The sequence below is a fragment of the Lentzea sokolovensis genome (assembly GCF_033949975.1).
Classification (GTDB): Bacteria; Actinomycetota; Actinomycetes; order Mycobacteriales; family Pseudonocardiaceae; genus Lentzea; species Lentzea sokolovensis.
In genome coordinates, this window is the sequence record NZ_JAXAVU010000016.1 from 223,033 (window position 1) to 247,561 (window position 24,529).

Genomic DNA, 24,529 nt, shown 5'->3' on the forward strand with positions numbered 1-24,529 from the left:
ATACTCGGTGCCGGATATACGGGAGCGGATATGACGTTCAAGCGCACGAACCCCCTGGCTCTCGCGGTGCTGGCGCTGTTGTCGGAGCGGCCCATGCACCCCTACGAGATGGCGCAGACCATGCGGGAACGCCACCAGGAGGAGGTCATCAAGCTCAACTACGGCTCGCTCTACACCGTGGTGGAGTCGCTGACCCGCCACGAGCTGATCACCGCCTCCGCCGTGCAGAAGGCAGGCAACCGGCCCGAACGCACCGTCTACGCCGTCACCGACGCGGGCACGGCCGAACTGCACGACTGGCTGCGCTCACTGATCGCCGAGCCCGCCAAGGAGTACCCCCGCTTCGAGGCCGGGATCTCGATGGTCGGCCTGCTGCCCCCGGCCGACGCACTGCAGGTCGTGAGTCAGCGCGAGGCCGCCGTGACCGAGCAGCTCACCGCGCTGGCCGTGCTGCTGGAGAAGCTGGCGGGCATGGGGCTGCCGCAGCTCGCGTGGATCGAGCTCGACTACCGGATGGCCGTGCTGCGCGCCGAACGCGCCTGGCTGTCCTGGTTCGCCACCGCCACCCGCGAGGGCACCGTCGGCGGGTACGACACCTGGGAGGACAGACACCGATGAGACTGCTCTTCGAAGTGACCGGCATCGTGCACGCGCCGTTGGAGGACGTGCGCGCACGGATGTTCGCCGACGCCGGCGAGTCCGGATCGCATCGGCTCGTGGACCGCGAACAAGGCGTGATCGCCTACTGGGGCGACTGGTGGTACCGCGGCGAGGACTCGCTGCACCCCCATCCCGAGGGCGCGCTGGTGCGGCACCGCGTCTACAACATCGCCAGGCAGGGCAACTGGGCGCCCTACCTGGCGAACAAGCTGTTCCTCGGCTACCGCGCCAAGCTCGAAGCGTCGATGCGCGACCGCGTGCGGCTGCTTGAGGGGTGAAGCCGGCCAGAATCAGAGTTGACCGAAGCGCACGACGGCGACGAACACCGCGAGCGCGCACAGCACGAGGTTGACCGGCACCGTGGCGCCCTCGCCACGCCGGATGTGCGTGATCGCGGCGCCCACCTGCACCAGCGCGAGGCCGATGGCCGCGATCGGGGTGAGGATCGGCGCGATGCCGGTCAGCCACGGCAGCACCAGCCCGATCGCGCCCGCGACCTCGACCGCGCCGATGCCCTTGACCTGCCCCTCGGTGAAATCCCCCGCCCACGACATGCGCGGCTCGGACACCAGGTCCTGTTTGGTCTTGACCAGCTTGGTGAAGCCCGCCATGAGATAGAGGGCCGCCAGCACTCCCGAGACGATCCACACCGCGAGGTTCATGAACGAAAACCTAGACCCCGCTCAGTGGGACGACCACTGATGTTCGAGGTCACACAGATTAAGTAAGGGTGTCCTTAGTCATCACCCGAACGGCCGTATAGAGTGTGCAGATGAGGTGCTCGATTCTCTCCGACTTCGCGGGCGAACCGCTGGCTGGCACGGCCGCGACCGCGACGGCGTGGCTGTGCCTGGAACAGCCGGGCCCGTGGGGCCGCGACGCCCTGCTGGAGAGCCACCTCGACCCCGAACTGGGCGCCGAACTGCAGCGCCGCGCCGCCGGCACCGGTGTGCGCATCCTGCTGATCCGCCGCCCCGGCAAGCACGCCGACACCCACGTCCCCTCGACGCGGCGCCTGTACCTGGCCTCGACGAAGCCCGGCGCCTCCTGGCTGGAACAGGCCGACCTCACCGCCCCCGAGGAAGCCCTCGAACTCGACTTCGAGGCCCTGGGCGCGGGCCGCTCCACCGCCTTCGGCACCCCGGTCGCCGACCCGTTGCTGCTGATCTGCACCAACAGCAAACGCGACGTCTGCTGCGCCCTGTACGGCCGCCCGATCGCCACCGCGCTGAACCTCTGGGAGTGCACCCACACCGGCGGCCACCGCTTCGCCCCCACCGGAGTGCTGCTGCCCACCGGTCACCTGTACGGACGAATCGACCACCAGTTGGCCCACCGCGTCGTCACCGAGGGCATCGTCGCCGACCGCTGCCGGGGCCGCTCCTGCTTCACCCCGCGGGGTCAGGTGGCCGAGGTCGCCGTCCGCGAGCAGATCGGCGAGACCCGCGACGTGCTCACCGTCGTCGCCGAGACCGCCGGCTCCGCGACCGTGCGGCACGACGACGGCCGGGAGTGGCGGGTGGCGCTGACCGAGCAGCCGGTGCCGCCGCGGCCGGCCAGCTGCGGGAAGGCGCCGGACATCGCGATCGCGCTGGTGGCGACGGCGATCGACGAGCTGGTCAAGGTCTGCCGCTAGCGTTGATCGAGTGCCTCGGCTGATCCACCTCAACGGTCCCACCGGCGTCGGCAAGTCCACGCTCGCCGCCCGCTACGCCGCCGCCCACCCGAAGACCCTCAACCTCGACGCCGACGAGATCGTCCGGCTCGTCGGCGGCTGGCGCGAGGACTTCTACGGCGCGGTCGAGCTCGTCCGGCCCCTCGCGCTCACCATGGCCTCCACGCACCTGGCGTCGGGCAACGACGTCGTGATGCCTCAGCTGATCATGCGCCACAGCGAACGCGACAGGTTCGCCGCGGCGGCCACCTCCGCGGGCGCGGACTACCTGGAGTTCGTCCTGCTCACTCCACCCGAGACCGCGATCAGCCGCTACCGGCACCGCGAACACCACATCGACCACGTCGTCGACGCGCTCGGCGGCGTGACCGTCATCGAGCAGAGCCACGCCCGCATCACCGCCTACCTCACCGACAAGACGACGGTCATCGACGCGACAGGCAACGCCGACCAGACCTATGCGACGGTGATCGAAGCGCTGACCGAACAACTAAATTGATCGAATGGGCACCCTGCAGAGCACGCACCCCGTCGACACGAGCCGAAGACGTGTCCTGGGCCGCGTCACGCTGGTCATCGCGCTCGTGAGCGCCGCACTGCTGGCCCTGATGTTCGTCCTCGACCTCGGCGGCGCCCAGTACGGGCTGATCTTCGCCGCCTTCCCCTTCCTCCTGGCCGCCCCGGCCTCGGTGGTGCTGCTGCGCAAGGCGGGCAAACCCGAGGTGATCGAGCTGTACGAGGACGGCATCGCGCACGTCTTCGGCGGCGTGCGGCGGTCCTGGGCGTGGGACGAGGTGAAGGCCATCGACGTCGCCGAACGCGGTGAGTACTCCTACACCGGCTCCGACCTCGACTGCACGGTCCGGTTCGCCGACGGCAACCTGCTGCACTTCAGCGGCCTCACCGAGAACAGCCGCGCGATCGTCGCGGCCCTCGGCACGCACTGCAAGGACGCCACCCGTGAGCCGGTGCGCAAGAAGCACAAGGGCCGTGCGGCCGCGATCCTGGGCACGATCACGCTGGTGGGTGGCGGTGTCGCGACCTGGGCCGTCCTCGCCGTCCCCGAGACGGCCGAAGGCGGCGATCAGTTCGGGCTGGCCATGCTGGCCGTGGCGTGCGCGGTGCCGGCGGTGATCAGCCTGATTCTGCTGATCTCCGTTCTGGTGACCGGCCGCCGTTAGGCACGGTCGCGGAGAACACGCCGATGCCCAGCGCGTACGGGTCGTTGAGGCCGACGGTCTCGAGGGTCTCGCTGGGCAGGGCGAGCAGGGAGATCGCCACGCCCAGGAAGTAGGCGTCGAGCAGGCCCGTGTCGCGGACCGTGGACGGCAGGCCCGCCGCCTGTTGCAGGGCGGCGCCGGCTTCGGCGTTCGCGAGGACCATGCCCGAGAGCGCCTCGCGCACGCCGGGGCGGCGGACGGCCTCCAGGTAGAGCTCGACCATCGCGAGCATCTGCGTCGGGTCGTCGGCGACCGCGCGGCGCAGCAGGGCCGGGTAGAGCTCGGCGACGTCGGTGGCGGTGATGTCGGCCGGGGTGGTCTCGCGCAGGCGTTGCACGGCGGCGCGGTGCAGTGACGTCATGCGGGCGGCGCACGCGGTCAGGATGGACTCGCGGGTCGGGAAGTAGTTCTTGGTGGTGCCGATGGGGACGCCGGCCTCGCGGTCGATCGCGCGGTGGGTCAGGCCCCTGCCGCCTTCCACCGCGAGGATCTGGATCGCGGTGTCGCACAGGAGATCACGACGGCTCACGGTCCGGGACACTAGCAAGATCACCACGGCTGTCGTGAATCGGGGCGAACGTGCTGGTCCCGGCGGTCGCGGTGACCACGCCGCGTTCGACGACGAGGAACAGGCCGCAGACGCAGCGCACGTAGGCGACCGGGCCGTGCGAGGACAGGGCGGAGGCGCAGGGCCAGTGGCAGGCGGGGCAGGTGGCGATCATGAGCCAAGCCTGATGTCATGGTCTAGTGCATTTCAACCCTTACGGCGGGGCGGCCGCCGAGCTCGCCGCGAAGCTGGTCAACGCCGATCCGGCGGATCCCCTGCTCGACGTGCTGAAATCCTCGGACTACAAGCCGCTGGGCTCGCTCGACGCCCGGCAGGAACGTGACGTACGAGACTGGATCGAACGGCTGCGGCAGGTGTTCCGGGAACCGGCGGTGGAGCTGCTCAACGAGCTGCTGGCCCGGTCGTCGACCACGCACTACATCTCCACGCACGACGGACGCGCCCCGCACCTGCACTACGCCCGTGAGGACGCGCCGACCGACGTGCGTCTCAAGGCCTACACGGCGGCGGGCATGGCGGCGTTGTTCTGCGAGGACGCCGGGCGCATCGGCTGGTGCGGCCGTGAGGGCTGCGACACGGTGTTCGTCGACACCAGCCGCAACGGCAAGAGGCGGTTCTGCTCGACCAAGTGCGCGAACCGCGTCGCCGTGGCCAACCACAGGAGTCGTCAGTCGGCGTGAACGCGGTGCCCGAACCGGGTGTTCTCGAACGACGACTCGCCCCCGAACACGGCGTCCACGAAGTCCTCCCGGCCCCGGAACCACGAGCCCGCGAACGACGAGGCGCCCGCGAACCAGGCACGGCGGAACACCGCCCGCCCACCGAACCGCACCCGTGAGCAGTCCAGTTCCGAGCCGAACCGCGAGCAGGTGAAGTCGGCACGGCCGGAGAACCGCACCCCGCGCAGCACGGCCGGTCCGGCGACGTGGATGTGCGACAGCTCGCCGTTGCCGCACACCGTCGAGCCGCGCAGCCCGAGGCCGCGGGCGAACACCGACCGCGTGAGCAGCACGTGCCGGCCGAAGAACGCGCCGCGCGCCTCGAACGCCCCGAGGAACGTCGACTGGTCGAACCGCGCGTCACCGAGGAACCGGGTGCCGTCGAACCGGGCGTCGCGCAGCCGGCACTCCGACAGGTCGAAGTCGACCAGGGTGGTGCGCCGCAGGTCCACGTCGCTGCCCAGCCAGAACCCGGGACCGGGCCGCAGCCGCGCGGCCAGCGACGCCTGCAGCACGCTGCGCCACCGCTGGTCGACCGCGGTGCCCGGCCACGGCAGCTCCCGCAGCGCCTCGCACAGCACGTCCAGCGCGGGCTGCCGGTTCTCGGCACGGCTCTCGCCGTGCTCGACCCAGTCGCGCAGCCCGCCCAGGCGCACGTCGGACTCGGCGGAGAGCAACCGGGCGCGGATGTCCTGCAGCGGCGACGGGCTCACCGGCACCGGGCCGGGTGTCCGGCGACGCCGGCCCCACGTCACCGCCGCCACGGTCAGAACACCGGAGGTCGCTGTGAGCCAGCGCGAGAGAAGGGACATGACTCGATGATGTGACCTGGGTCATCGCCCCGGACAGTGGCGGAGTTCCGTCCACCGTTCAACGCTGTGCCCACCGACGGTGACAGCCGGTAGGCATTCAGCCGGTCACGTTGGTCAGCCGGCGAGCCACGTACTGGTCGCCGCCCAGGCCGTAGCGCAGTACCCGGTAGGTCGTGCCGTGGATGTCGCGCTGCTCGTAGGCGTAGTAGGCGGTTTTGTAGGGGTCCGCCCACTTGTCGAAGATGACCACGTGACGGGTGTTCCCGTCGCCCACGGGATCCACGACGATGTCGCCCCACCGCAGGTCGTTCATCGCGATGCCGGTGGAGAACGGCGCCTTCGCCAGCTCGACGGTGCGCTGGCCGGGCGCACCGATCCTGGCGGCCATCGAGACGTAGCCGGAGCAGTCCTGCCGGTAGCCCTCGGCACCCCAGTACAGGTTCTGGTTGTACGGGACCGGCCCGCCGTTGCTGGCGGTCAGCCACGTCTTCGCACGGTTGATCATCTCCTGGCGGGACACGGACACCGCATGAGCCGGTGCCACCAGCGTGCTCAGTGCGACGAGGACGGCCGCGGCCATCGCGAGGACTCTCATGCGGTGCACTCCCATTCCGTAGATCACCTGTGGGCGCTTAGGGTCGGTTCATGGAGCTGACGGAGCTGTGTTTCGCCGGGGTGGCCAGGCAGGCGCACGCCGTGCGGTCCGGCGAGGTGAACGCGCGCGACCTGGTCGCCGAGCACCTGCGGCGCATCGAGCGGATCGATCCGCGGCTCAACGCGTTCCGGCTGGTCTTCGCCGAGCAGGCCCTGGCGGAGGCCACCCGCGCGGACGAACGCAGGGCCGCGGGCGAGGACCTGCCGCTGCTGGGCGTGCCGATCGCGGTCAAGGAGGACATCGCGCTGCAGGGCCTGCCCACGACCAAGGGCACGAACGCCGCGCGCACCCCGCAACCGGCCGACTCCGCGATCGTCACGCGGCTGCGCGAGGCCGGGGCGGTGATCATCGGCCGCACCCGCATGCCGGAACTGGGCCTGTGGCCCTACACCGAGAGCTCCTGGGCCGGGCCGACGCGCAACCCGTGGTCGCTGACGCACTCGCCCGGTGGTTCCAGCGGGGGTTCGGCCGCGGCGGTGGCGGCGGGACTGGCGGCGGCCGCGATCGGCACCGACGGCGCCGGCTCGATCCGCATCCCCTCCGCGGTCACGGGCCTGTTCGGGCTCAAGCCCCAGCGCGGCCGCGTCTCGCTGTCCCCGGAACCGCAGATGTGGGGCGGTCTCGTCGTGGCGGGCCCGATCACCCGCACAGTGGCGGACTGGGCGTTGGTCGCCGACCAGATCCACGGCGCCATGCCCGGTGACGCGCACGTCGCCCATCCGCCGCGCACGAGCTTCACGCAGGCCGCGCGCACCGATCCGGGGCGGCTGCGGATCGGGGTGTCGCTGCGGCCGTGGGGTCCGGGCATCGCAATCGCCGGCGAGGTCCGCGACGTCGTGCAGGACACCGCCGCGCTGCTCACCGACCTCGGCCACGACGTGGTGCGCCTGGACCCGCCGATGCGCGATGTCACCGCCTCTACGCAGTTCGCCGCCCGCTACCTGCACAACGCCTACCTGGCGCGCATCGGCATGGAGTTGCCCGATCTCGTCGAGGCCCGCACCCGTGCGGTCGGTGAGCTGGGCCGCCGCATCCCGCGTGGCGCCGTGCGCTGGGCGAGCAAGGACGACGCGATGCTCACGGCGTACGCGAACCGGGTGTTCTCCTCGGTGGACGTGCTGCTCACCCCGGCGCTGACCCGTCCGCCGATCCGCGTGGGCGAGTGGGACGGCCGCAACGTCGTCGCGGCGCTGCTCGCGGCGTCGCACTACACGACGTTCCTGCCGCTGTGGAACATCGTGGGCAACCCGGCCGCCTGCGTGCCCGCCGGCCGCACGTCGGCGGGCCTGCCTCTCGCGGTGCAGCTCGTGGGCCGCCAGCACGACGAGTGCACGCTGCTGTCGGTGTCCGCCCAGCTGGAGCGTGCCCGGCCGTGGGCGGACCGGATCCCCTCCGGCCTCGATCATGCGAACTAGGATAGTACGACTACGGACTATCCGAATCGGTATTGGTCAGAATCCGCGCTTGGACAACTCGTCGAGCAGTTCCCGGTCCGCCACGTGCCGCGACTTGATGTGGTCCAGGTAGTCGGCGAACGCGTCGGGCTGCAGGCCGCGTAGTTGTTCGAGCAGCTCGACCACCAGGTCCTGTTCCTCGATGCCGCGCCGGGCGAGCTCCACCTCGACGATGCGCCGGTAGACCTCGACCGCGAGGCGGCTGCCGTCCTGCACGAGGTGGTTCACCAGCTCCGCGCGCAACGGCGGCCACTCGTCGGTGTGCACGACCAGCGCGCGGAGCTTGAGGTAGACGTCGAGGTTCGGGCGGGCGAAGAACGCCTCCCGGCACACCTGCACCGCCCGCTCCGGTGTGCCGCGACGCAGGTGCTCCTCCACGGCGAGGTCGATCAGCCGCAGCGACGCACCTCGTCCACCGACCGCGCGCAGCCCGCGTTCGACCCAGTCCAGGGCCTCCTCGGAGCGGCCGTTGTCCCGCAGCACGGTCGCGACCTGCAGGTAGTGCCAGCCCGAGGACAGGTCCTTGGACAACACGAGCAGCTGCAGGTCGACGTCCTCGGTGTACTCGGCGAGCTCCTCCATGACGCGCAGCAACGCCCAGCGGGTGCGGTCGTAGCGGCCGGTCTCGCCGAACCCGATCACCGCCAGGGGCTCGAACAGCGCCACCGCTCGCTCCCGGTAGCGGGCGAGGCCGTCGTCGTCGAGCGCTTCGGCGTAGGCGGCGAGGCTGACGTCAGGTGCGTCGGGGTGCTGCAACTGCAGGTCGAGCAGCCAGTCGGCCAGCCGCAGCGGGTCGGGCCGCGTCTCGGCGCACGCGCGGGCATGGGTGCTCAGGACGCGATGGGCCAGTTCGGCCAGTTCGACGCGGTGCCGCCTGCTGCCGGCGACACCGTCGGCCAGCTGCGTGACGATCCGCTCGATCAACGCGACCAGCTCAGGCCCGGGGTCGGTCACCAGCAACGACTGCAGCTCGACGGACACGGCGGTGAGAGCCTGCCACTGCACCGGCCAGTCCGCGCCCTCGCCATCGGCCTCGGCGAGCGCGGAGGCCACGGTGACGGGCAGCGAGTCCATCACAACATCATTCACGCGTCACCCGGTCGAGTGCCACCGGTGTCGCCCTAACGATTTAAGGTTCACCCTCAGTGGCGAGGTGTCTGCAGTTCGGCCAGCTTGCGGGTCAGCACCGCACGTTCGCGTTCGTTGCCGCAGAGACGAATGGCCTGCTCCAGCTCGGTGCGAGCCTCCTGCACCCGGCCCAGCCGACGCAGTAACTCTCCGCGCACACCCGGTAGCTGGTGCGAGTCCTTGAACGCGTCGGCGGACGCGAGGGAGTCGACGATCGGCAGGGCCGCGGCGGGTCCCTGGGCCATCGACACGGCGACCGCGCGGTTGAGGTCCACGACCGGGGACGGCGCGAGGCTGCCCAGCCCCTCGTACAAGGCGACGATGCGGCCCCAGTTCGTCTCCTCGACCGAGGACGCCAGCGCGTGGCACTCGGCGATCGCGGCCTGCAGCCCGTAGTAGCCGTACCCGCGACCGGCGTCGGCGGCCTTGGCCAGCGCGGCCCGGCCCCGCGCGATCGCGGAACGGTCCCAGCGGCGCCGGTCCTGTTCCTCCAGCAACACGGTCTCACCGTCAGGACCGCGACGGGCGGGGAACCGGGCGGCGGTCAGTTCCAGCAGGGCCAGCAGGCTGTGGACCTCGGGTTCCTCTGGCATCAGCCGCGACAGGATCCTGGCCAGCCGCTGCGCCTCCCCGGCCAGGTCGAAGCGGATGACCTCGTCACCGGAACTGGCCGACGAGCCCTCGGTGAAGATCAGGTAGACCACGCTCAGGACCTGGGCCAGCCGCGCGGGCCGTTCCCCGACCGGCGGCACCTCGAACGGGACACCGGCGGCACCGAGGGTCTTCTTGGCGCGCGTGATGCGGGCCTGCACGGTCGCCGTGGGCACCAGGAACGCGCGCGCGATCTCGTCGCTGGTCAGACCGCCGATCACGCGCAACGTCAGTGCCACCCCGGACTCGCGCGAGAGCACCGGGTGGCACGAGGTGAACATCAGCGCGAGGGTGTCGTCGTCGATCTGGTCCGGGTCCCACAGCACGTCGTCCGGCGCTGCGCCGGGCTCGGCTCCGGTCAGAGCGCCGCCCTCGGGCAGGTGGTGGGCCATCGCGGCGTACTTCTCGTCACGGGCGCTGCGGCGGCGGAACGCGTCGATCGCGCGGCGCCTGCCGACGGTGAGCAGCCAGCCCGCCGGGTTGTTCGGCACTCCCTCGCGCGGCCAGGTCACCAGCGCTTCGGCCAGTGCCTCCTGCGCGAGGTCCTCGGCCAGCGCGAAGTCGCCGGTGTAGCGGGTGAGCGCACCGATGATCCTCGCGGAGTCGATGCGCCACACCGCGGCTACGGCCTTGCGTCCGGTGGGGTCGCTCATGGCGCCTATGAGATCAGAACCCGCCGGATCAGAGCTGACCGGTGGACTCGCGCCAGGCCCGTTCCTTCTTGATCCACTCGTTGTCCTGCGGGAACTCGTCGATCGTCGGCACGCGGCGGATCTCGGTCTTGAACCCGGCGGCGGTCATCGGGGTGCGCTTGGCCCACTCGATCGCGTCCTCGATGGTGGGGACGTTGATCAGGTAGAAGCCGTTGAACAGCTCCTTGGTCTCCCCGTACGGGCCGTCGGTGACCACGGGCGGTTCGGAGGAGAAGTCGACGACCACGCCTTCCTCGGCGGGAGCGAGGCCCTCGGCGGCGATCAGCACACCGGCCTCGATGAGCTCCTCGTTGAACCTGCCGACGGTCTCGAGCATCTGGTCGAAGTCGATCTCACCGAGGTTGGCCCACGCCTCGTCGGAGGCGACTCGCCAGATCAGCATGAACTTCATGATGTGCTCTCCCAGTGGGTTCGTGCGGGTCCGTTGTGGACCCTTTCACGCCAAGGTCGAACGGGCCGGGCGTTCGATCGACACTCTCCGCGGATTTTCTTGAACTTTTCTGTTTTCGCTGGTCACACAACTGAGCGGCCCACCCCGGTGATCGGGATGGGCCGCTCGGCGTACCGGTTTCGGTCAGACCTGCTCGTCGGGCTGGTGCAGCGACCGGGGCTGCTCGCTCTCGAACTCGGACCCGGCCAGTTCCGGCAGCGGCGCGGAACGGCCGACCGGACGCGGCATGCCGCTGAGCGGACCGGGCACCTCCTGACGCGCCACCGCCTCCGCGGCGGCGACGGCCTCGGCGACCTTCGGGTCGGACTTGAGGTCGAACCAGGCGGCGACCGACTCGTCCTCGTCCTCCGGACGCGACGTCTCACCCTCCTCGGTGGCCGGCGGCTCGTAGCGGAACACGCCGTCGTCACCGGGCGCGCCGAGCATGCGGGCGAACCCTTCGAGGGCCTTGCCGTAGTCGGACGGGATCATCCAGACCTTGTTCGCGTCGCCCTGCGCCATCTGCGGCAGCGTCTGCAGGTACTGATACGCCAGCACCTCCGGCGTGGGCTTGCCCGCCTTGATCGCGGCGAACACCTTCTCGATGGCCTTGGCCTGACCCTGCGCCTGCAGGTAGCGGGCCGCACGCTCACCCTGCGCCCGCAGGATCTGCGACTGCCGCTCACCCTCCGCGGACAGGATCGCGGCCTGCTTGCCACCCTCGGCGGCGAGGATCTGCGACTGCTTCTGGCCTTCCGCGGTCTTGATCGACGACTCGCGCTGGCCCTCGGCGGTGAGGATCATGGCGCGCTTCTCGCGGTCGGCGCGCATCTGCTTCTCCATCGAGTCCTGAATGGAGGGCGGCGGGTCGATGGACTTGAGCTCGACGCGGGCCACGCGCAGGCCCCACCGGCCGGTCGCCTCGTCCAGCACGCCGCGCAGCTGACCGTTGATGTGGTCACGCGAGGTGAGCGTCTCCTCCAGGCTCATTCCACCGACGAGGTTGCGCAGCGTGGTGATGGTGAGCTGCTCGACACCGACGATGTAGTTGGAGATCTCGTAGACCGCGGAGCGCGGCTCGGTGACCTGGAAGTAGACGACGGTGTCGATGGACACCGTGAGGTTGTCCTGGGTGATCACCGGCTGCGGCGGGAACGACACGACCTGCTCGCGCAGGTCGATGCGGGCCCGCACCTTGTCGATGAACGGCACGATGATGTTCAGGCCGGGTGCCGCGGTGTTGCGGTAGCGGCCGAGGCGTTCGATGACGGCGGCCTGCGCCTGCGGGATGACCAGCACCGATTTGACGGCGATGGTCAGCACGAAGATCGCGATTACGGCCACGACCACAGCGGTGATCGGGTCCAACTCGGTTCACACCCTTCTGCGGGCGCTCACACCGCGGCTATCACCACGGCGACGGCGCCCGAGATCTCGACAACGGTGACGGCTTCTCCTGCTTCGACCACGGACCCGTCGAGGGTGCGCGCGCTCCAGGTGTCGCCGCCGATCTTCACCTGCCCGCCGTGCTCGTCCACCTTGGACAACGCGATGGCCCTGCCGCCCAGCAGCGCCTCGTGGTGCATCCTGATCCCCGAGCCGAGCTGCAGCCGCTTCTTGAGCAGCGGCCGGGCCCCGACGATCAGGCCCACCGACGAGGCCGCGAAGACGAGCACGCTCACCAGGTCGGCGGCACCCAGTGCGGACACGCCGGCCGCGGCCAGCGCGGCGGCGCCGAGCATGACCAGCACGAAGTCACCGGAGAGAACCTCGGCGACGACGAGCAGTATCCCGACGATCAGCCAGATCAGCGCGGCCATGAGCCCATACATACACCAACGGGGAGCGCCGGGCTCCGAGATTCACCGTGCTGGGCCCCGGACCGTAACGAAATCGATCAACGGGAGATGATTCGGGCGAGGGAGGCGTGATGGCGAAGTCGGTGAAGTCGCGCAGGGGCCGGTTCGTGTCCGGGCTCGTGCTGGTCGGTGCGCTCGTGGGGCTGGGGATCGTGCTGCAGTCTGCGGCCGAGCAGCGGTCCTGGGCCAGTGCCGAGGCGACGGTGCTGGAGCGGATCAAGTCCGGCAAGAGCGCCTCGGTGAAGATCGAGTACTCGCTGCCCGACGGCTCGAAGCAGGTGCAGACCCTGTCGGAGAACGGGTCCAAGCACGAGCAGGGAACACGAGTGACCGTGCGCTACGACCTGCGCGACGGCCGGGTCGTCGACTCCGCGCTGGCCGACAACGACCAGGTGTTCTGGGTGCTGGGCGTGATGCTGAGCGTCGTGGCGCTCGGCTCGATCGGCATGAACCTCATCGCGTGGACTCGCGGGCGCCGGCCCGAGTGATCAGTCCTGGGGGACGGTGACGAAGTCGATGAGCCGTTCGACGGCGCCGAGCAGGTCGGACTCGATGTCGCGGTAGCTGCTCACGGAGCTCAGGACGCGCTGCCAGCCCTCCCACGTCTCGCCCCAGCCCAGCTGGGTGCAGACGCCGGTCTTCCAGTCGACGCCGCGCGGGATCTGCGGCCAGGCCTTGATCCTGACGGCCGCCGGTTTCACGGCCTGCCAGATGTCGACGTAGGGGTGGCCGGTGACCAGCACGTTGTCGTCACGGATCTGGTCGACGACGCGCTGCTCCTTGGAGTTGGCGACGAGGTGGTCGACCAGGACGCCGAGGCGGCGGTGCGGAGCGGTGCCGAAGTCGTGGATGCGCTGCGGGAGTTCGTCGACGCCGTGCAGGGGTTCCACGACGATGCCCTCGACGCGCAGGTCGTGGCCCCAGACGCGTTCGACGAGCTCGGCGTCGTGCTTGCCCTCGACCCAGATGCGGCTGGCCTTGGCGGTCTGCGCGCGCAGACCCTCGACCTTGACCGAGCCGGACGCGGTGATCTTCGGCTTCGGTGCCCCGGGTACGGGTTTGACGAGGGTGACGGGTTTGCCGTCGACGAGGAAGCCGGCGGGGTTGAGCGCGAACAGCCGGTGCCGGCCGTGGCGGTCCTCCAGGACGACCTGGCCGTACTCGAACCTCACGACGGCCCCGCAGAAGCCGCTGGCGGGGTCCTCGACGACGAGGCCGGGTTCGGCCGCGATCTCGGGGACCTTCTTGCGCTTCGGGGTCGACAGGATGTCGCGGCCGTAGTCGTGGGAACGCACCTGGGAACCCTAACCGTAGAAGGGCTTGAAGGCGGTGAGCCACTCGTGGACGCGGTCGAGGTCGACGTCGGCGCCGTGCAGGTCGTAGCCGCCGTGCACGAAGTCCATCCAGTCGACAGCGGGGTCGCCGACGCAGGCACGCGGGTCGATCGCGACCGGTCCGGCCGAGCCTTGCAGGACGTTGCCGGGGTGCATGTCGCCGTGTAGCAGCACGGGTTTGACGTTGTCCTCGGCGAGTTTGCGGGCGCGGTGGTGTTCGGTGGCGTAGTAGGTGCCGGTGCGGCGGGTGAGCAGGGTTTCGAAGAGGAAGTCGACGCGGGCTTTGAGCGGTGGGAAGCCTTTCGCGCCGGCCTCGTGCAGGTGCGGGACGACCTTGGCGGGGTCTGTCGCCGGGCCGCCGGGCTGGATCCTGCCGAGCAGCAGTGCGCCGCGGGCGGGGTCGGCGTCGAGGAGGTCGACCATCGCGGGCGTGTCGGACCAGGCGGCGAGTGCTCTGGCCTCGTGCACGGCGATGTCGTGGTCCGGGGTGAGCTTGAGGACCGCGCCGGTGCACAGGAACGTGGCGCCGGTGCCGCCGGGCATGTGTTCGACGAGGGTGAGGCCCCAGCGGGCGGTGAGCGTGGCGACGAGGTCGGGCAGCGCGTCGATCCACCCGGTCACGCCGGTGCCGAAACGTCGGATTAGCCGGGCTCTGGCGGCGTCATCGATCACTCAACTCAGATTAGCGAGTTCGCTCCCGATTGGCGGCGGAACTGGTAGTCCGCCAGCGCCGGGCGCCACAGCCCGTTGGCGTCGAAGCACGTCGAGAGCAGCCGCAGATCGGCGCCGTCGCCGGCGATGGCGACCTTGCCGTCGACGACCCACCGGTTGACCGGCAGCAACGGCACGGGCCACCCGGCCACGACGAGCCGGTCGCACACCAGCCGTTGCAGGCGGCCGCCGTCGTTGTCGACGATGACCGCGGGCGTGTCCAGGTCGAGGTCGCGGACGGTGGCGTGCGGGTAGTGCCGGACCCCGATGCCGGTGAGCGTCTCGGCGCCGGGTCCGATCAGGTGAACGGGCCCGAACCGCCGCGCGAGGCACGCGGCCGCCCACGCGCCGAGTTCGGCGGCGCCCACCACGACAATCCGTTCGAAATAGGTCATGTCAACCGGGTCCCGCATTCACAATTCGAATGTTCACGCAGGTCAGAATGCCTCCAGAAGATAGGGGCACGATCATCCGCGCGTCAAACCCGCGGTATCTCAATAGGGATGGATCAATGGGCAAGGAATAGATCGCGGATGGCCGGCACCCGTCAGTAGGTGACGGTGATCGTGCGGTCCGGTCCGTTGACCTCGATCGTGCCGCCCACCGGGATGACGACCTGCGGGTCGGTGTGGCCGAGGTCGACGTCGAACACGATCATCGTGCCGGGCGCGTACTGCGCGAAGGCCTGGAGGACCGCTTCGCGTTGTTCGGCGGTGTGGGTGGCGCGGTCGGTGTCCTGGTCGGTGAAGAACCAGGCCTTGGCGCGCCCGACGAGCACGGCCGGGAAGCGTTCGAGGAGGCCGCGTTCGCCCATGTTGCGCAGGATCCGGTAGACCTCGGTCGCGGACGGCATCTCCTCACTCGTCTCGAAGAACAACACTCGGCCGTCGTAGTGCTCGGGGGCGTTGATCTCGCGGCCGGCCATCATCAGCCACGACAGGATCTCCAGGTTCCCGCCCCACGACCGGGCTTTGACCGTGGTGTGCGGCTGGTGCCAGATCCAGCCGCCGCTGGGTTCGAGCCGCGGTTCCGTCTCGAACGTCGCGGGGTCCTCCCAGGGGCTGTCCTTGTCGCCGTAGGCGGTCGACTCGGTGAGCCGGTACTCCCCCGGTGTGAACAGCGCGGCCCGCAGCGAGTCGGCGGTGGCGGGGTGCATGGCGCCGGGCCGGCCGAACTGGACCATGACGCTGCCGCCGTAGAAGCCGACCATGCCGCGGTTCGTCAGCCACGTCAGCAGGTTGGTGTTGTCGCTGTGGCCGAAGAACGGCTTGGGGTTGGCCTTGATCAGGTCTTCGTCCAGGTGCGGCAGGACGGTGATCTGGTCGTCGCCGCCGATCGTGGCGATGACCGCCTTGATGGACGGGTCGGCGAACGCGGCGTGCAGGTCGTCTGCGCGTTCGCGCGGGGTGGAGCCGAGCTTGCGGGTCGCCGGGTACTCGACCGGGACCAGGCCGAACTCCGTCTTCAGGCGCTGCAGGCCCAGTTCGTGCGGGAGGGGGAACAGGCCCGGCAGGCCCGCGGCCGGGGAGACGATCGCGACGCGGTCACCGGGCTGGGGCTTGGGCGGGTTGATCAACGACATGGTCGCTGAGCGTAGTAACGCGCGGGGGCGGGGGTGCGACCTTTACGGGTGCCTGGCGCCGATCACCGTGGAGATCACACATGACGCACGCCCGTGGTGAGCGTGTCGACGTCGTGGTGCTGACGTCGTCGGAAGCCGTCTACGCCAAGCTGCACGAGTTCTTCGCCGCAACCTGGCCGATCACCGATCCTGACGGCGCTCGCTTCGAGACGGGCATCGTGAGCGGAACCAACGCCCGAGTCGCGATCGGCCGCAGCGGTTCGGGCCCCAGGATGTTCCGGGAACTCGTCACGCGAGCGCACCTCCTGTTCCGGCCGGCGACCGTGTTGGTCGTGGTTCCCGCCACGTCGCTGACAGGTCCTGACGACGGCGTGGTCGTCCCTCTGCGCGTTTACAGCGACCGCCGCTTCTGGGTGTCTCCTCTCCTGCAGCCTGCGCGGGAACTGGCCCGAACCTCGTGGTGGGAACGACTGCCCGGCGACGCCGCGTCGCGGCGAGAGGCCGCCGTCCGCTTCGGTGAAGCGGTCAGCGATTCCACCGACACAAATCTGGGATCACACGCGTCCCCAGGACAGCCAGGCGTGATTGTCAGCGACCACGGCGAGGGCGCCGCGCTCGACATGCCCGCGGCCGAGCCGCGGAGCTTGGTGATCTACGGCATCGTCGCCCCCAACAGCACAGGCTGGATGTCGCCGGGGCTCATCGCCGCGGCCCTGTTCGCGATGACCTTGGCGGTCGATCTCGACTCTTCCAGCGTCGTAGTGCGGCAGCTCAAGACGATGGGGCACGGTGACCGGGTCGCTAGCACCGATCTGCTGGCTCGCCGGGCGTTCGTCGATTCGCTGGCCGAGCTTCTGGCGCACTCGGCTCCGCCTGGCGGCGACCAGGATCTCGCCGGGCCGACGGTGATCGCCATCGAGGGCGCTTGGGGTTCCGGTAAGAGCACGCTCATGGACATGACCCGCGCCCAGCTCGACTCCGCGGGGCTGGTCAAAGCCCAGCAGAGTTCGTGGGCGAAGGTCGTGGCTCGGTGGCGGCAGCGCAAAGTGCGTGCGTGGGACGCCGACCTCATGTTGAGCGGCTGGTTCACTCAGTCGAGGCACAAGGACGTCGCCGCTCCTCGGGTTCTGACGGCCATGTTCAATCCGTGGAGCTACCAGACTGGTGAGCACGTCTGGGCCGGGCTGAACGACTGCATCGTCGGCACGGGTGCGCCGGTGATCGCCACCAACTCAAGTTCGTCGTTGCAGAGGTTCTGGTTCGTGCACAACGTCGAACAGTTGGACCGCAGCCACGTCCAGCGGACGCTGCGCAAGCGGATCATTTCGCCCTTGCTTCGGCTGGGGGTGTTCGCGTTGCCGGTGCCGTTGCTCGCTCAGCTGCTACGGGCCCCAGCGCCGTTCCGCGTGTTCGGGTTCGACGTGGCGCCGGTGGACCTGGCGCTGTGGGTCGTCGGAGTCCTGCTCGGCATCGGACTGGTGCACACCGCCACGCGCTACGTGTGCCGCGCGGCCGACACGTTGTTGCCTGCTGAGTTGTTCGGGCCGTCGGGGGCGATGGGCGCCTACTCGACGGAGGTCGGGACAGACGATCCGTTGCGCGATCCGCATCGGCGGCTCCGCAAGGGCCAGTTGCAGAGTGCGCAGGAGGACGTGCACCGGCTGATTCGCGAGCTCGGTGAGCAGGGCACGCAGCTGGTGGTGTTCATCGACGACCTCGACCGGTGCTCACCCAGGACGACGGCGGACGTGTTCGAGGCGATCAACGGGTTCCTGACCGGGTCGTTCCCGACCATCCGGTTCGTGCTCGGCATCGACGCGGCGGCGACAGCCGCCCACCTCGACGCTGCTTACGCAGCGCTGGTGGTTGCGGACGCGGGGAGGGACTCGGCTGATCCCAGTCCGGGGTGGACGTTCCTGCGCAAGCTCATCCAGCTGCCGCTGCCGCTGCCCCGAGTGGCGCAGATGCAGGTCGAGCCGCTGCTCGCGGGTCTGCTGGGCACGCCGTCGGCTGAGGTGCCCGCCATCCTGCCGGAGGAGTTGGAGCGGTTGACGCCGTTCGTGCCGACTGAGCAGGAGGTGGACATTTCTGAGGCGGAGGTCATCCCCACAGCACCAGCGGTTCTGGTGCTGGAGCACGACGAGCAGGTGCAGGAACGGTTCGTGGAACGGCTTCAAGCCCAGCCGGATCTGTCGGTACGGGAGGCGAAGCGGATCGTCACCGTGTGGATGTTCTACATGCGGGTGCTGGACCGAGTGAGCCCTGAGGAAGGGCCCGCAGCGGTGCGCAAAGCGTGTCACCTGGTGTTGCTGGCGGAGATCGTGGCGCGGTGGCCTGCGTCGCAGCGGAGTCTGCATCGGCGAATCGACGGCGTGCACGGGCTGAAAGCGCTGGCCGAGGCCGTGGACGACAACGTTCAGTGGGAGATCGAAGTGCAGAAGTACGAGCTGACCGGTGACCGGCACAAGTCGTTTCGCAAGGGCGTGCAGAAGATCCTCGAAGACTACGACGGTGCGGAGATCGCGAAGCTCGCCGAGCAGCTGACCTAGAAGGCCGGCCAGGGGATGGCGGGCCAGTCGCCGGACGGTTCGGGGTAGACGCCGGCGGCCAGCAGCTTGTCGGTGCGCTCCCCCACGGCCCGGACCTCGGCGCGCGTGAGGTGGTCGTGCAGCGATTCGCCGAGAGCGCCGTCGAGCTCGGATCTCAGACGGCGCAACGACTCCACGACCTGCTCGGGCAGGGGTTCGCGGGCCCAGCCCCACAGGACGGTGCGGAGTTTGGGTTCGGTGTGCAGGCAGATGCCGTGGTCGACGCCGTAGACGGCGCCGTCGAGGGCGTGCAGGACGTGGCCGCCTTTGCGGTCGGCGTTGTTGACGACGACGTCGAAGGCGGACATCTCGGCGATGCGCGGGTGGTCGGCGTGGACCAGCACCGCCGGGTCGCCGAAGCGGTCGTGGGCGTGGAAGACGGGGATCCAGCCGGGTTTGACGTCGTCGACGCTGATGATGTCGACGAGTTCGTCTTCCTCGCGGGTGTCGACCCAGAGCTGGACCATGCCGCTGCCGAACGGGCCGGGGCGCAGCACGGTGGGCGGCACGACGCCGAAGGACGCGGCGGAGATGAGGTAGGTGGCCACCTCGCGGCCGGCGAGTGTGCCGTCGGGGAAGTCCCAGAGCGGCCGTTCGCCTCGCACGGGTTTGTAGACGCACTGGGCGTCGACGCCGTCCAACGAGATCTTGCAGAACAAGGTGGCGTTGGAGGCGTCGACCAGGCGTCCTTCGACCTCGATGCGGCCGTGTTCGAGCAACTGCAGGGCCGCGGAGGTGTCCACGTCAGTCTTCTTCGGTGCGGCGGTACCCGTTTTGCCGCGGGCAGATGTGGCCGTCCGCGTCGAGCGGTTCGGCGCACAGGGGGCAGGGTTTGCGGCCGGCGTTGATGACGCGGTCGGCGCGTTCGGCGAAGGCGCGGGCGGCCGACGGCGACAGGAAGACCCGCACGGCGTCGGGGCCTTCCTCGGTGTCGTCGAGCACGACGGCCTCGTCGACCTCCTCCTCGGAGATCGCGAGGAGTTCGATCACGACCGCCTTGGACTCGGCGTCCCAGCCGAGGCCCATGGTGCCGACCCGGAACTCCTCCTCGACGGGCACGTCGAGGGGCTGGGTGTCGAGGTCGTCGGGCGGCGCGTCGTCGGGGACGTCGGCGCCGAAGCGGCGGTGCACCTCCTCGAGCAACGAGCCGATGCGTTCGGCGAGGACCTGGACCTGCTGCTTTTCCAGGGCGACGCTGATCAACCTGCTCTGCTCTGAGGCCTGCAGGTAGAAGGTGCGGTCGCCGGGCTGCCCGACGGTTCCTGCGATGAAACGGTCGGGTGCGCGGAATACGTGAATGACACGAGCCATGGCAGATACGACCCTAGGCCACGCGGAGATCGTCGGCAGGTCCTCCCCCACCAAACACTCCGCGTATAGGGTCGGGTTGTGGTGAAGATCGCTTCGTACGGGACCTGGACCTCGCCGATCAGCGCCGGCGACACCTCCAAACCGGGGGGTGGGTTCCAGTGGGCCGACCTGCACGGTGAGCAGGTGTGGTGGGCGGAGAGCCGGGCGGCTCAGGGCGGCAGAGTGGCGCTGGTGCGCGACGGCGTCGAGGTGCTGCCCGCGCCGTGGAACGCCCGCAACCGGGTGCACGAGTACGGCGGACGGCCGTTCGTGGTGCTGGAGGACGACAGGGTGGCGTTCACGCACTGGAACGACCAGCGCGTGTACGTGTTCAACCCCGACGCTCCCGAACCCGCGCCGCTGACGCCCGAGCCGGAACGGCACCACGGGGTGCGCTACTCGGATCTGTCGGCGGGCCCGGACGGCGAGGTGTGGTGCGTGCGGGAGACCGTCACGGGTGAGGCGCGCACCGATGTGCGCCGCGATCTGGTGGCGATCACCCGCTCAGGTGAGATCCGGGTTCTCGGTGCCTCGCACCACTTCATGACCGGCCCGAAGATCAGCCCGGACGGCACGAGGTTCGCGTGGATCGGCTGGGACCACCCGCAGATGCCGTGGGACGGCACCGAACTGTGCGTGGCCGAGGTCGGCTCCTCCGAGCACCAGGTCGTGGCCGGGTCGCGGACCGAAGCGGTGTGCCAGTTCGAGTGGGAGGGCGACTCCCTGCTGGCGCTGACCGACCCGGACGGCTGGTGGAACCTGTTCCGCGTCTCCCCCGACGGCACGCGCAAGAACCTGGCGCCGTGCGAGGAGGAGCTGGGCGGTCCGATGTGGAGGCTGGGCAACCGCTGGTTCGCGACGCTGTCGCCGGGCCGGTACCTGGTGGTGCGCTCGGGGCAGCTGGCGGTGCTCGACGAGCGTTCCGCGACGGTGACCGACGTGCAGACGGATCTGCCGACGTGGGCGTCGGAGCTGTCGGTGCGCGATGGCGTGGTGATCTGCGGTGCGGCGGGGCCGACCTCGGATTACGCCGTGGTGCGTCTGGACCTGTCCAACGGTGAACTCACCTATCTGACCGGCACGGAGACTGTGTCTTCCTCGGAGTCGGCGTATCTGCCGGTGCCGGTGGAGCGGATGTTCGGCGAGATCCCCGCGTACGTGTACGCGCCGTCGAACCCGGACTTCGCCGGGCCCGAGGGGGAACTGCCGCCGTACGTGGTGCACGTGCATGGCGGGCCCACGGGGCGTGCGTTGCCGAAGCTCGACACGGACATCGCGTACTTCACCAGCCGTGGCATCGGTGTGGTGGCGGTGAACTACGGCGGTTCGACGGGCTACGGGCGGGCGTTCCGGGAGCGGCTGCGTGAGCAGTGGGGTGTCGTGGACGTGGAGGACTGCGCGTTCGTGGCCCAGGAGCTCGCGAAGGAGGGCACGGCGGATCCGCAGCGCCTCGGGATCCGGGGTGGTTCGGCGGGTGGCTGGACGTCGGCGGCGTCGCTGACCTCGACCGACGTGTACCGGTGCGGCATGGTGGCGTTCCCGATCCTGGATCTGGCGGGGTGGACGTCGGAGGGCGGCGAGACGCACGACTTCGAGTCGCGGTACGTCGAGGGTCTGGTCGGCACGCTGCCGCAGGCCGCGGACCGCTATCGGGACCGTTCGCCGTCGAACAAGGCGCGGTCGGTGTCGGGTCCGGTGTTGTTGTTGCAGGGCTTGGAGGACGAGATCTGCCCGCCGGAGCAGGCGGACCGGTTCGCCGCGGATCTGGCCGGGTCGGGGATCCCGCACGCGTACATCACGTTCGAGGGTGAGCAGCACGGCTTCCGGATGGCCGAGAACATCAAGACGGCGCTGGAGGCGGAGCTGTCGTTCTACGGGCAGGCGTTCGGGTTCACCCCGCCGGGTGTGCCGGTGCTGGAACTGTCCGAGTGAGTCTGCTGTCCGCCGGGGATCGGGTCGCGCTGGTGTCCCCGGCCGGCCCGGCCCTGGCTTCGAAGATCGACGCGGGCGTGCGGGTGCTGCGGTCGTGGGGCCTGGAGGTCACGGCGCCGGTGGTGGCGCCGTGGTCGTTGCCGTATCTGGCTGGGTCGGACGAGGCGCGGGCCGCCGAGTTCGTGGCGGCGTGGCGTTCGGACGTGGCGGCGGTGTTCTGCGTGCGCGGCGGGTACGGGTGTCTGCGGATGACGGACCTGGTGCCGTGGAAGGACTTGCCGCCGCGGGTGTTCGTGGGTTCGTCGGACGTGACGGTGCTGCACGCCGAGTTGAACGCGGTCGGTCAGCCGACGGTGTTCGGGCCGATGCCGGGCACCGCTGACTTCGTCGGCGATCCGCTGGCCCAGGCACGGCTGCGTGAGCTGCTGTTCGAGGGCACACGGTCGTGGACGACGGGCACGCCCGTGGTGCCGGGTACGGCGCGTGGGGTGCTCACGGGCGGGAACGCGGCGTTGCTGGCGGCGTCGGTGGGCGGGCCGCGCTGGGAGCCGCCCGCGGCGGGGGCGATCGCGTTGCTGGAGGACATCGGGGAGGAGCCGTACCGGCTGGATCGGATCCTGACGCAGTTGCTGCGGGCGGGCTGGTTCGAGCCGGTGTCGGGAATCGTGCTGGGGTCGTGGACGGACTGCGGTGACGTGTCCGCGGTGCTGACCGACCGGTTGTCGGGGCTGGGGGTGCCGATCCTCGGTGAGGCCGGGTTCGGGCACTGCGCGGGGTCGTGGTCGTTGCCGCTGGGTGTGCGGGCGGAGCTCGACGCGGGCGCGGGGACGTTGACGCTGGTCTGAGTGGGGGTCACCCGGTGGGCGGCGGCCGTCCGGGTGACGCCGGGTACGCTTCCGGCCGCCATGAGACCCCAGCCTCAGTGGGCGGCGTTAGACGTCTACGCGTCCAACTCCGACCTCTACGCCGATCCCCGACTGGTGGAACGGGTGGACTACCGGCGTCGCTTCAAGCGGCACCGGCCCCGTACGCCGTCGGTCGTCCTCGCCCCGCACGGCGGCGGTATCGAGGTCGGAACGTCCGAGTTGTGCCTCGCGGTCGCGGGTTTCCACCCCGGTACACGGGTGCCGATCGGTCAGACGCACGACTACTGGATGTTCGAGGGCCTGCGCACGGCCTCGAACGACGAGCTGCACGTGACGTCGTCCAACTGCGACGACCGGGTGGCCCGCACGCTGGTGTCGGGTGCCTCGCACGCGTTGGGCCTGCACGGCTGCACGGCGGCCGCGGCGGGTCTGGAGGACCACGACCGGGCGGTGCTGGTCGGCGGGCGGGACGCGTTGCTGCGCCTGGAGCTGCTGACGCGGCTGCGGCGGGCGGGGTTCCACACGGTCGACGCGGTGGACCACCCGATCCTGGGCGGCTTCGACCGGGCGAACATCGCGAACCGGACCCGTTCGCGGCAGGGCGCACAGCTGGAGCTGACGACTCCGTTGCGCACGGCGATGTTCGAGGAGAACTCGCGGCCCGGCCGGCGGCACACGACGACCGAGGTGTTCTGGGACTTCGTGCACGCCTGCCGTGCGGCTGTGGCGGCACGTGAGGCCCTCAACAACTAGCGTCGAGGCGTGCGTCTTGCAGCGGTCACGGTCGGCACGTCACAGCCTGCGGAGCTCGCCGCGTTCTACGCCCGGCTGCTCGGCACGTCCGTGGGGACGGTCGAGGACGACTGGGCGCAGGTGCGGGTGCCCGGCGGGCTGACGCTGAACTTCGAACGCGAGGAGCGTTTCCGCAGGCCGGTGTGGCCCGCTGTGCAGGGCGGGCAGACGGCGTCGCAGCACCTGGACGTCGAGGTGGACGACCTGGACTCGGCGGTCGAGCACGCGCTGGGGTGCGGGGCGGTGCTCGCCGCGGTGCAGCCGCAGGAGGACGTGCGGGTGCTCATCGATCCTGACGGGCACCCGTTCTGCCTGTTCCTCTAGACGCGCAGGGCGAGCACGCGGCCGGGCCAGGTGCCGTCACGGGCGGTGAAGGCCGAGACCGAAGTGAAGCCCTGCCGCTCGTAGTAGCCGACGAGGCGGTGGTCGTCGCCGTCGTAGCAGTCGACGCGCAGCAGGCCGATTCCGGCGGTGTGGGCTTCGGCGCGGGCGTGGGCCAGCAGCGCGGCGCCGACTCCGTGGCCGGCATACGCGCGTGCGGTGACCAGCAGGGACACGTAGTGCTCGGGTTCGGGGGCGGGCGGCACGTAGTCGGGTGGCGTGGTCGAGGTGATGATCGTGCCCGCGGGCACGTCGTCGATCACGCCCAGCCACACGGTGCCGGTGGTGGCGAGCCGGGTGATCCGTTCGACGCCGGCCGGGGCAGCGGACCAGTGGTCGGTTCCCCACTGTCCGCTGCGGCCCTGCGAGGCGAGCCAGTCCTGCGCGTCATCGAGCATCTGCATGATCGCCGGTACGTCGGCCGGCCCGCCTCGCGTGACATCCATGCG

At 70.1% G+C, this 24,529-nt stretch carries 30 protein-coding genes; 13 read left to right on the forward strand and 17 right to left on the reverse strand.

Translation table 11 applies throughout. The features are described 5' to 3' along the window. Window positions 1–30: 30 nt before the first annotated feature. Together SK854_RS41360 and SK854_RS41365 are read left to right on the forward strand one after the other, a co-directional pair. Entirely contained in the window at window positions 31–618 is a 588-nt protein-coding gene (locus SK854_RS41360) for a PadR family transcriptional regulator (RefSeq protein ID WP_319980605.1), read from the forward strand. Then, complete coding sequence (locus tag SK854_RS41365; RefSeq protein WP_319980606.1) at window positions 615–938, forward strand: hypothetical protein; 324 nt, start codon at window positions 615–617, stop codon at window positions 936–938. Before SK854_RS41360 ends, SK854_RS41365 begins: the two co-directional genes overlap by 4 nt. A gap of 12 nt (window positions 939–950) precedes the next feature. On the opposite strand, the gene SK854_RS41370 is transcribed toward SK854_RS41365, so the two are convergent. After that, a complete protein-coding gene (locus tag SK854_RS41370; RefSeq protein ID WP_319980607.1) occupies window positions 951–1,322 on the reverse strand; it encodes a DoxX family protein in 372 nt (123 codons plus the stop codon). Window positions 1,323–1,432: 110 nt separating this feature from the next. On the opposite strand from SK854_RS41370, the gene SK854_RS41375 reads away from it, so the two are divergent. From SK854_RS41375 to SK854_RS41385, 3 genes are read left to right on the forward strand one after another with little or no spacing between them, the layout of a single operon-like run. Continuing rightward, window positions 1,433–2,296, forward strand: a complete 864-nt coding sequence (locus SK854_RS41375) for a sucrase ferredoxin (protein WP_319980608.1) — start codon at window positions 1,433–1,435, stop codon at window positions 2,294–2,296. A 10-nt stretch (window positions 2,297–2,306) separates the two neighbouring features. Then, complete coding sequence (locus SK854_RS41380) at window positions 2,307–2,834, forward strand: AAA family ATPase (protein ID WP_319980609.1); 528 nt, start codon at window positions 2,307–2,309, stop codon at window positions 2,832–2,834. Between the two features lie 4 nt (window positions 2,835–2,838). Further along, a complete protein-coding gene (locus SK854_RS41385; RefSeq protein WP_319980610.1) occupies window positions 2,839–3,516 on the forward strand; it encodes a hypothetical protein in 678 nt (225 codons plus the stop codon). On the opposite strand, the gene SK854_RS41390 is transcribed toward SK854_RS41385, so the two are convergent. Together SK854_RS41390 and SK854_RS41395 are read right to left on the reverse strand one after the other, a co-directional pair. Next, a complete protein-coding gene (locus tag SK854_RS41390) occupies window positions 3,470–4,084 on the reverse strand; it encodes a TetR/AcrR family transcriptional regulator (protein WP_319980611.1) in 615 nt (204 codons plus the stop codon). The two genes, SK854_RS41385 and SK854_RS41390, sit on opposite strands and share 47 nt — an antisense overlap. After that, a complete protein-coding gene (locus SK854_RS41395; protein WP_319980612.1) occupies window positions 4,071–4,277 on the reverse strand; it encodes a hypothetical protein in 207 nt (68 codons plus the stop codon). Before SK854_RS41395 ends, SK854_RS41390 begins: the two co-directional genes overlap by 14 nt. A gap of 25 nt (window positions 4,278–4,302) precedes the next feature. Here SK854_RS41395 and SK854_RS41400 point away from each other — a divergent pair, with 25 nt between their 5' ends. Next, window positions 4,303–4,803, forward strand: coding sequence for a CGNR zinc finger domain-containing protein (locus SK854_RS41400; RefSeq protein WP_319980613.1), 501 nt, complete (start codon window positions 4,303–4,305; stop codon window positions 4,801–4,803). Here the strand turns inward: SK854_RS41400 and SK854_RS41405 are convergent. Both SK854_RS41405 and SK854_RS41410 read right to left on the reverse strand, forming a co-directional pair. Then, a complete protein-coding gene (locus SK854_RS41405; RefSeq protein WP_319980614.1) occupies window positions 4,791–5,654 on the reverse strand; it encodes a pentapeptide repeat-containing protein in 864 nt (287 codons plus the stop codon). The genes SK854_RS41400 and SK854_RS41405 overlap by 13 nt on opposite strands. Window positions 5,655–5,751: 97 nt before the next feature. Then, window positions 5,752–6,249, reverse strand: coding sequence for a hypothetical protein (locus SK854_RS41410; RefSeq protein ID WP_319980615.1), 498 nt, complete (start codon window positions 6,247–6,249; stop codon window positions 5,752–5,754). Between the two features lie 50 nt (window positions 6,250–6,299). Here SK854_RS41410 and SK854_RS41415 point away from each other — a divergent pair, with 50 nt between their 5' ends. Continuing rightward, window positions 6,300–7,724, forward strand: a complete 1,425-nt coding sequence (locus tag SK854_RS41415) for an amidase (RefSeq protein WP_319980616.1) — start codon at window positions 6,300–6,302, stop codon at window positions 7,722–7,724. Between the two features lie 36 nt (window positions 7,725–7,760). On the opposite strand, the gene SK854_RS41420 is transcribed toward SK854_RS41415, so the two are convergent. The 5 genes from SK854_RS41420 to SK854_RS41440 all read right to left on the reverse strand — a co-directional run bounded on the left by SK854_RS41420 (window position 7,761) and on the right by SK854_RS41440 (window position 12,505). Then, window positions 7,761–8,852 (reverse strand): hypothetical protein, encoded by a 1,092-nt coding sequence (locus tag SK854_RS41420; RefSeq protein ID WP_319980617.1) that lies wholly within the window; start codon window positions 8,850–8,852, stop codon window positions 7,761–7,763. Window positions 8,853–8,905: 53 nt separating this feature from the next. Beyond that, window positions 8,906–10,195 (reverse strand): RNA polymerase sigma factor, encoded by a 1,290-nt coding sequence (locus SK854_RS41425; protein ID WP_319980618.1) that lies wholly within the window; start codon window positions 10,193–10,195, stop codon window positions 8,906–8,908. Between the two features lie 28 nt (window positions 10,196–10,223). Then, window positions 10,224–10,646 (reverse strand): YciI family protein, encoded by a 423-nt coding sequence (locus SK854_RS41430; protein WP_319980619.1) that lies wholly within the window; start codon window positions 10,644–10,646, stop codon window positions 10,224–10,226. A 183-nt stretch (window positions 10,647–10,829) separates the two neighbouring features. Beyond that, complete coding sequence (locus tag SK854_RS41435) at window positions 10,830–12,053, reverse strand: SPFH domain-containing protein (protein WP_455032270.1); 1,224 nt, start codon at window positions 12,051–12,053, stop codon at window positions 10,830–10,832. 26 nt (window positions 12,054–12,079) lie between these two features. Further along, complete coding sequence (locus SK854_RS41440; protein ID WP_093603168.1) at window positions 12,080–12,505, reverse strand: NfeD family protein; 426 nt, start codon at window positions 12,503–12,505, stop codon at window positions 12,080–12,082. Window positions 12,506–12,615: 110 nt separating this feature from the next. Between SK854_RS41440 and SK854_RS41445 the strand changes: the two genes are divergently transcribed. Next, window positions 12,616–13,032 (forward strand): DUF3592 domain-containing protein, encoded by a 417-nt coding sequence (locus SK854_RS41445; RefSeq protein WP_319980620.1) that lies wholly within the window; start codon window positions 12,616–12,618, stop codon window positions 13,030–13,032. On the opposite strand, the gene SK854_RS41450 is transcribed toward SK854_RS41445, so the two are convergent. From SK854_RS41450 to SK854_RS41465, 4 genes are all read right to left on the reverse strand, one after another. After that, window positions 13,033–13,839, reverse strand: a complete 807-nt coding sequence (locus SK854_RS41450; RefSeq protein ID WP_319980621.1) for a DUF3097 domain-containing protein — start codon at window positions 13,837–13,839, stop codon at window positions 13,033–13,035. 9 nt (window positions 13,840–13,848) lie between these two features. Beyond that, the gene (locus SK854_RS41455; RefSeq protein ID WP_319980622.1) at window positions 13,849–14,550 is read right to left on the reverse strand and encodes a fructosamine kinase family protein; all 702 of its coding nucleotides are present in this window, start codon (window positions 14,548–14,550) and stop codon (window positions 13,849–13,851) included. Window positions 14,551–14,555: 5 nt separating this feature from the next. Then, the gene (locus tag SK854_RS41460) at window positions 14,556–14,984 is read right to left on the reverse strand and encodes a hypothetical protein (RefSeq protein ID WP_319980623.1); all 429 of its coding nucleotides are present in this window, start codon (window positions 14,982–14,984) and stop codon (window positions 14,556–14,558) included. A 152-nt stretch (window positions 14,985–15,136) separates the two neighbouring features. Further along, on the reverse strand, window positions 15,137–16,171 hold the full coding sequence (locus SK854_RS41465) for a S66 family peptidase (protein WP_319980624.1): 1,035 nt from the start codon (window positions 16,169–16,171) through the stop codon (window positions 15,137–15,139). A gap of 80 nt (window positions 16,172–16,251) precedes the next feature. On the opposite strand from SK854_RS41465, the gene SK854_RS41470 reads away from it, so the two are divergent. Continuing rightward, window positions 16,252–18,720, forward strand: a complete 2,469-nt coding sequence (locus SK854_RS41470; RefSeq protein ID WP_319980625.1) for a KAP family P-loop NTPase fold protein — start codon at window positions 16,252–16,254, stop codon at window positions 18,718–18,720. On the opposite strand, the gene SK854_RS41475 is transcribed toward SK854_RS41470, so the two are convergent. Further along, window positions 18,717–19,502, reverse strand: a complete 786-nt coding sequence (locus SK854_RS41475) for an SCO1664 family protein (RefSeq protein WP_319980626.1) — start codon at window positions 19,500–19,502, stop codon at window positions 18,717–18,719. The genes SK854_RS41470 and SK854_RS41475 overlap by 4 nt on opposite strands. A gap of 1 nt (window position 19,503) precedes the next feature. Beyond that, on the reverse strand, window positions 19,504–20,070 hold the full coding sequence (locus SK854_RS41480) for a DUF3090 domain-containing protein (RefSeq protein WP_319980627.1): 567 nt from the start codon (window positions 20,068–20,070) through the stop codon (window positions 19,504–19,506). Window positions 20,071–20,148: 78 nt separating this feature from the next. Between SK854_RS41480 and SK854_RS41485 the strand changes: the two genes are divergently transcribed. The 4 genes from SK854_RS41485 to SK854_RS41500 are packed head-to-tail and all read left to right on the forward strand — an operon-like array spanning window position 20,149 to window position 24,023. After that, a complete protein-coding gene (locus SK854_RS41485) occupies window positions 20,149–22,041 on the forward strand; it encodes a prolyl oligopeptidase family serine peptidase (protein WP_319980628.1) in 1,893 nt (630 codons plus the stop codon). After that, window positions 22,038–22,886, forward strand: coding sequence for a S66 peptidase family protein (locus SK854_RS41490; RefSeq protein ID WP_319980629.1), 849 nt, complete (start codon window positions 22,038–22,040; stop codon window positions 22,884–22,886). Before SK854_RS41485 ends, SK854_RS41490 begins: the two co-directional genes overlap by 4 nt. Before the next feature lie 60 nt (window positions 22,887–22,946). After that, complete coding sequence (locus SK854_RS41495; RefSeq protein ID WP_319980630.1) at window positions 22,947–23,660, forward strand: poly-gamma-glutamate hydrolase family protein; 714 nt, start codon at window positions 22,947–22,949, stop codon at window positions 23,658–23,660. 9 nt (window positions 23,661–23,669) lie between these two features. Next, window positions 23,670–24,023 (forward strand): VOC family protein, encoded by a 354-nt coding sequence (locus SK854_RS41500; protein WP_319980631.1) that lies wholly within the window; start codon window positions 23,670–23,672, stop codon window positions 24,021–24,023. Here SK854_RS41500 and SK854_RS41505 read toward each other — a convergent pair. Then, the gene (locus SK854_RS41505) at window positions 24,020–24,526 is read right to left on the reverse strand and encodes a GNAT family N-acetyltransferase (RefSeq protein WP_319980632.1); all 507 of its coding nucleotides are present in this window, start codon (window positions 24,524–24,526) and stop codon (window positions 24,020–24,022) included. The genes SK854_RS41500 and SK854_RS41505 overlap by 4 nt on opposite strands. Window positions 24,527–24,529: the final 3 nt, after the last annotated feature.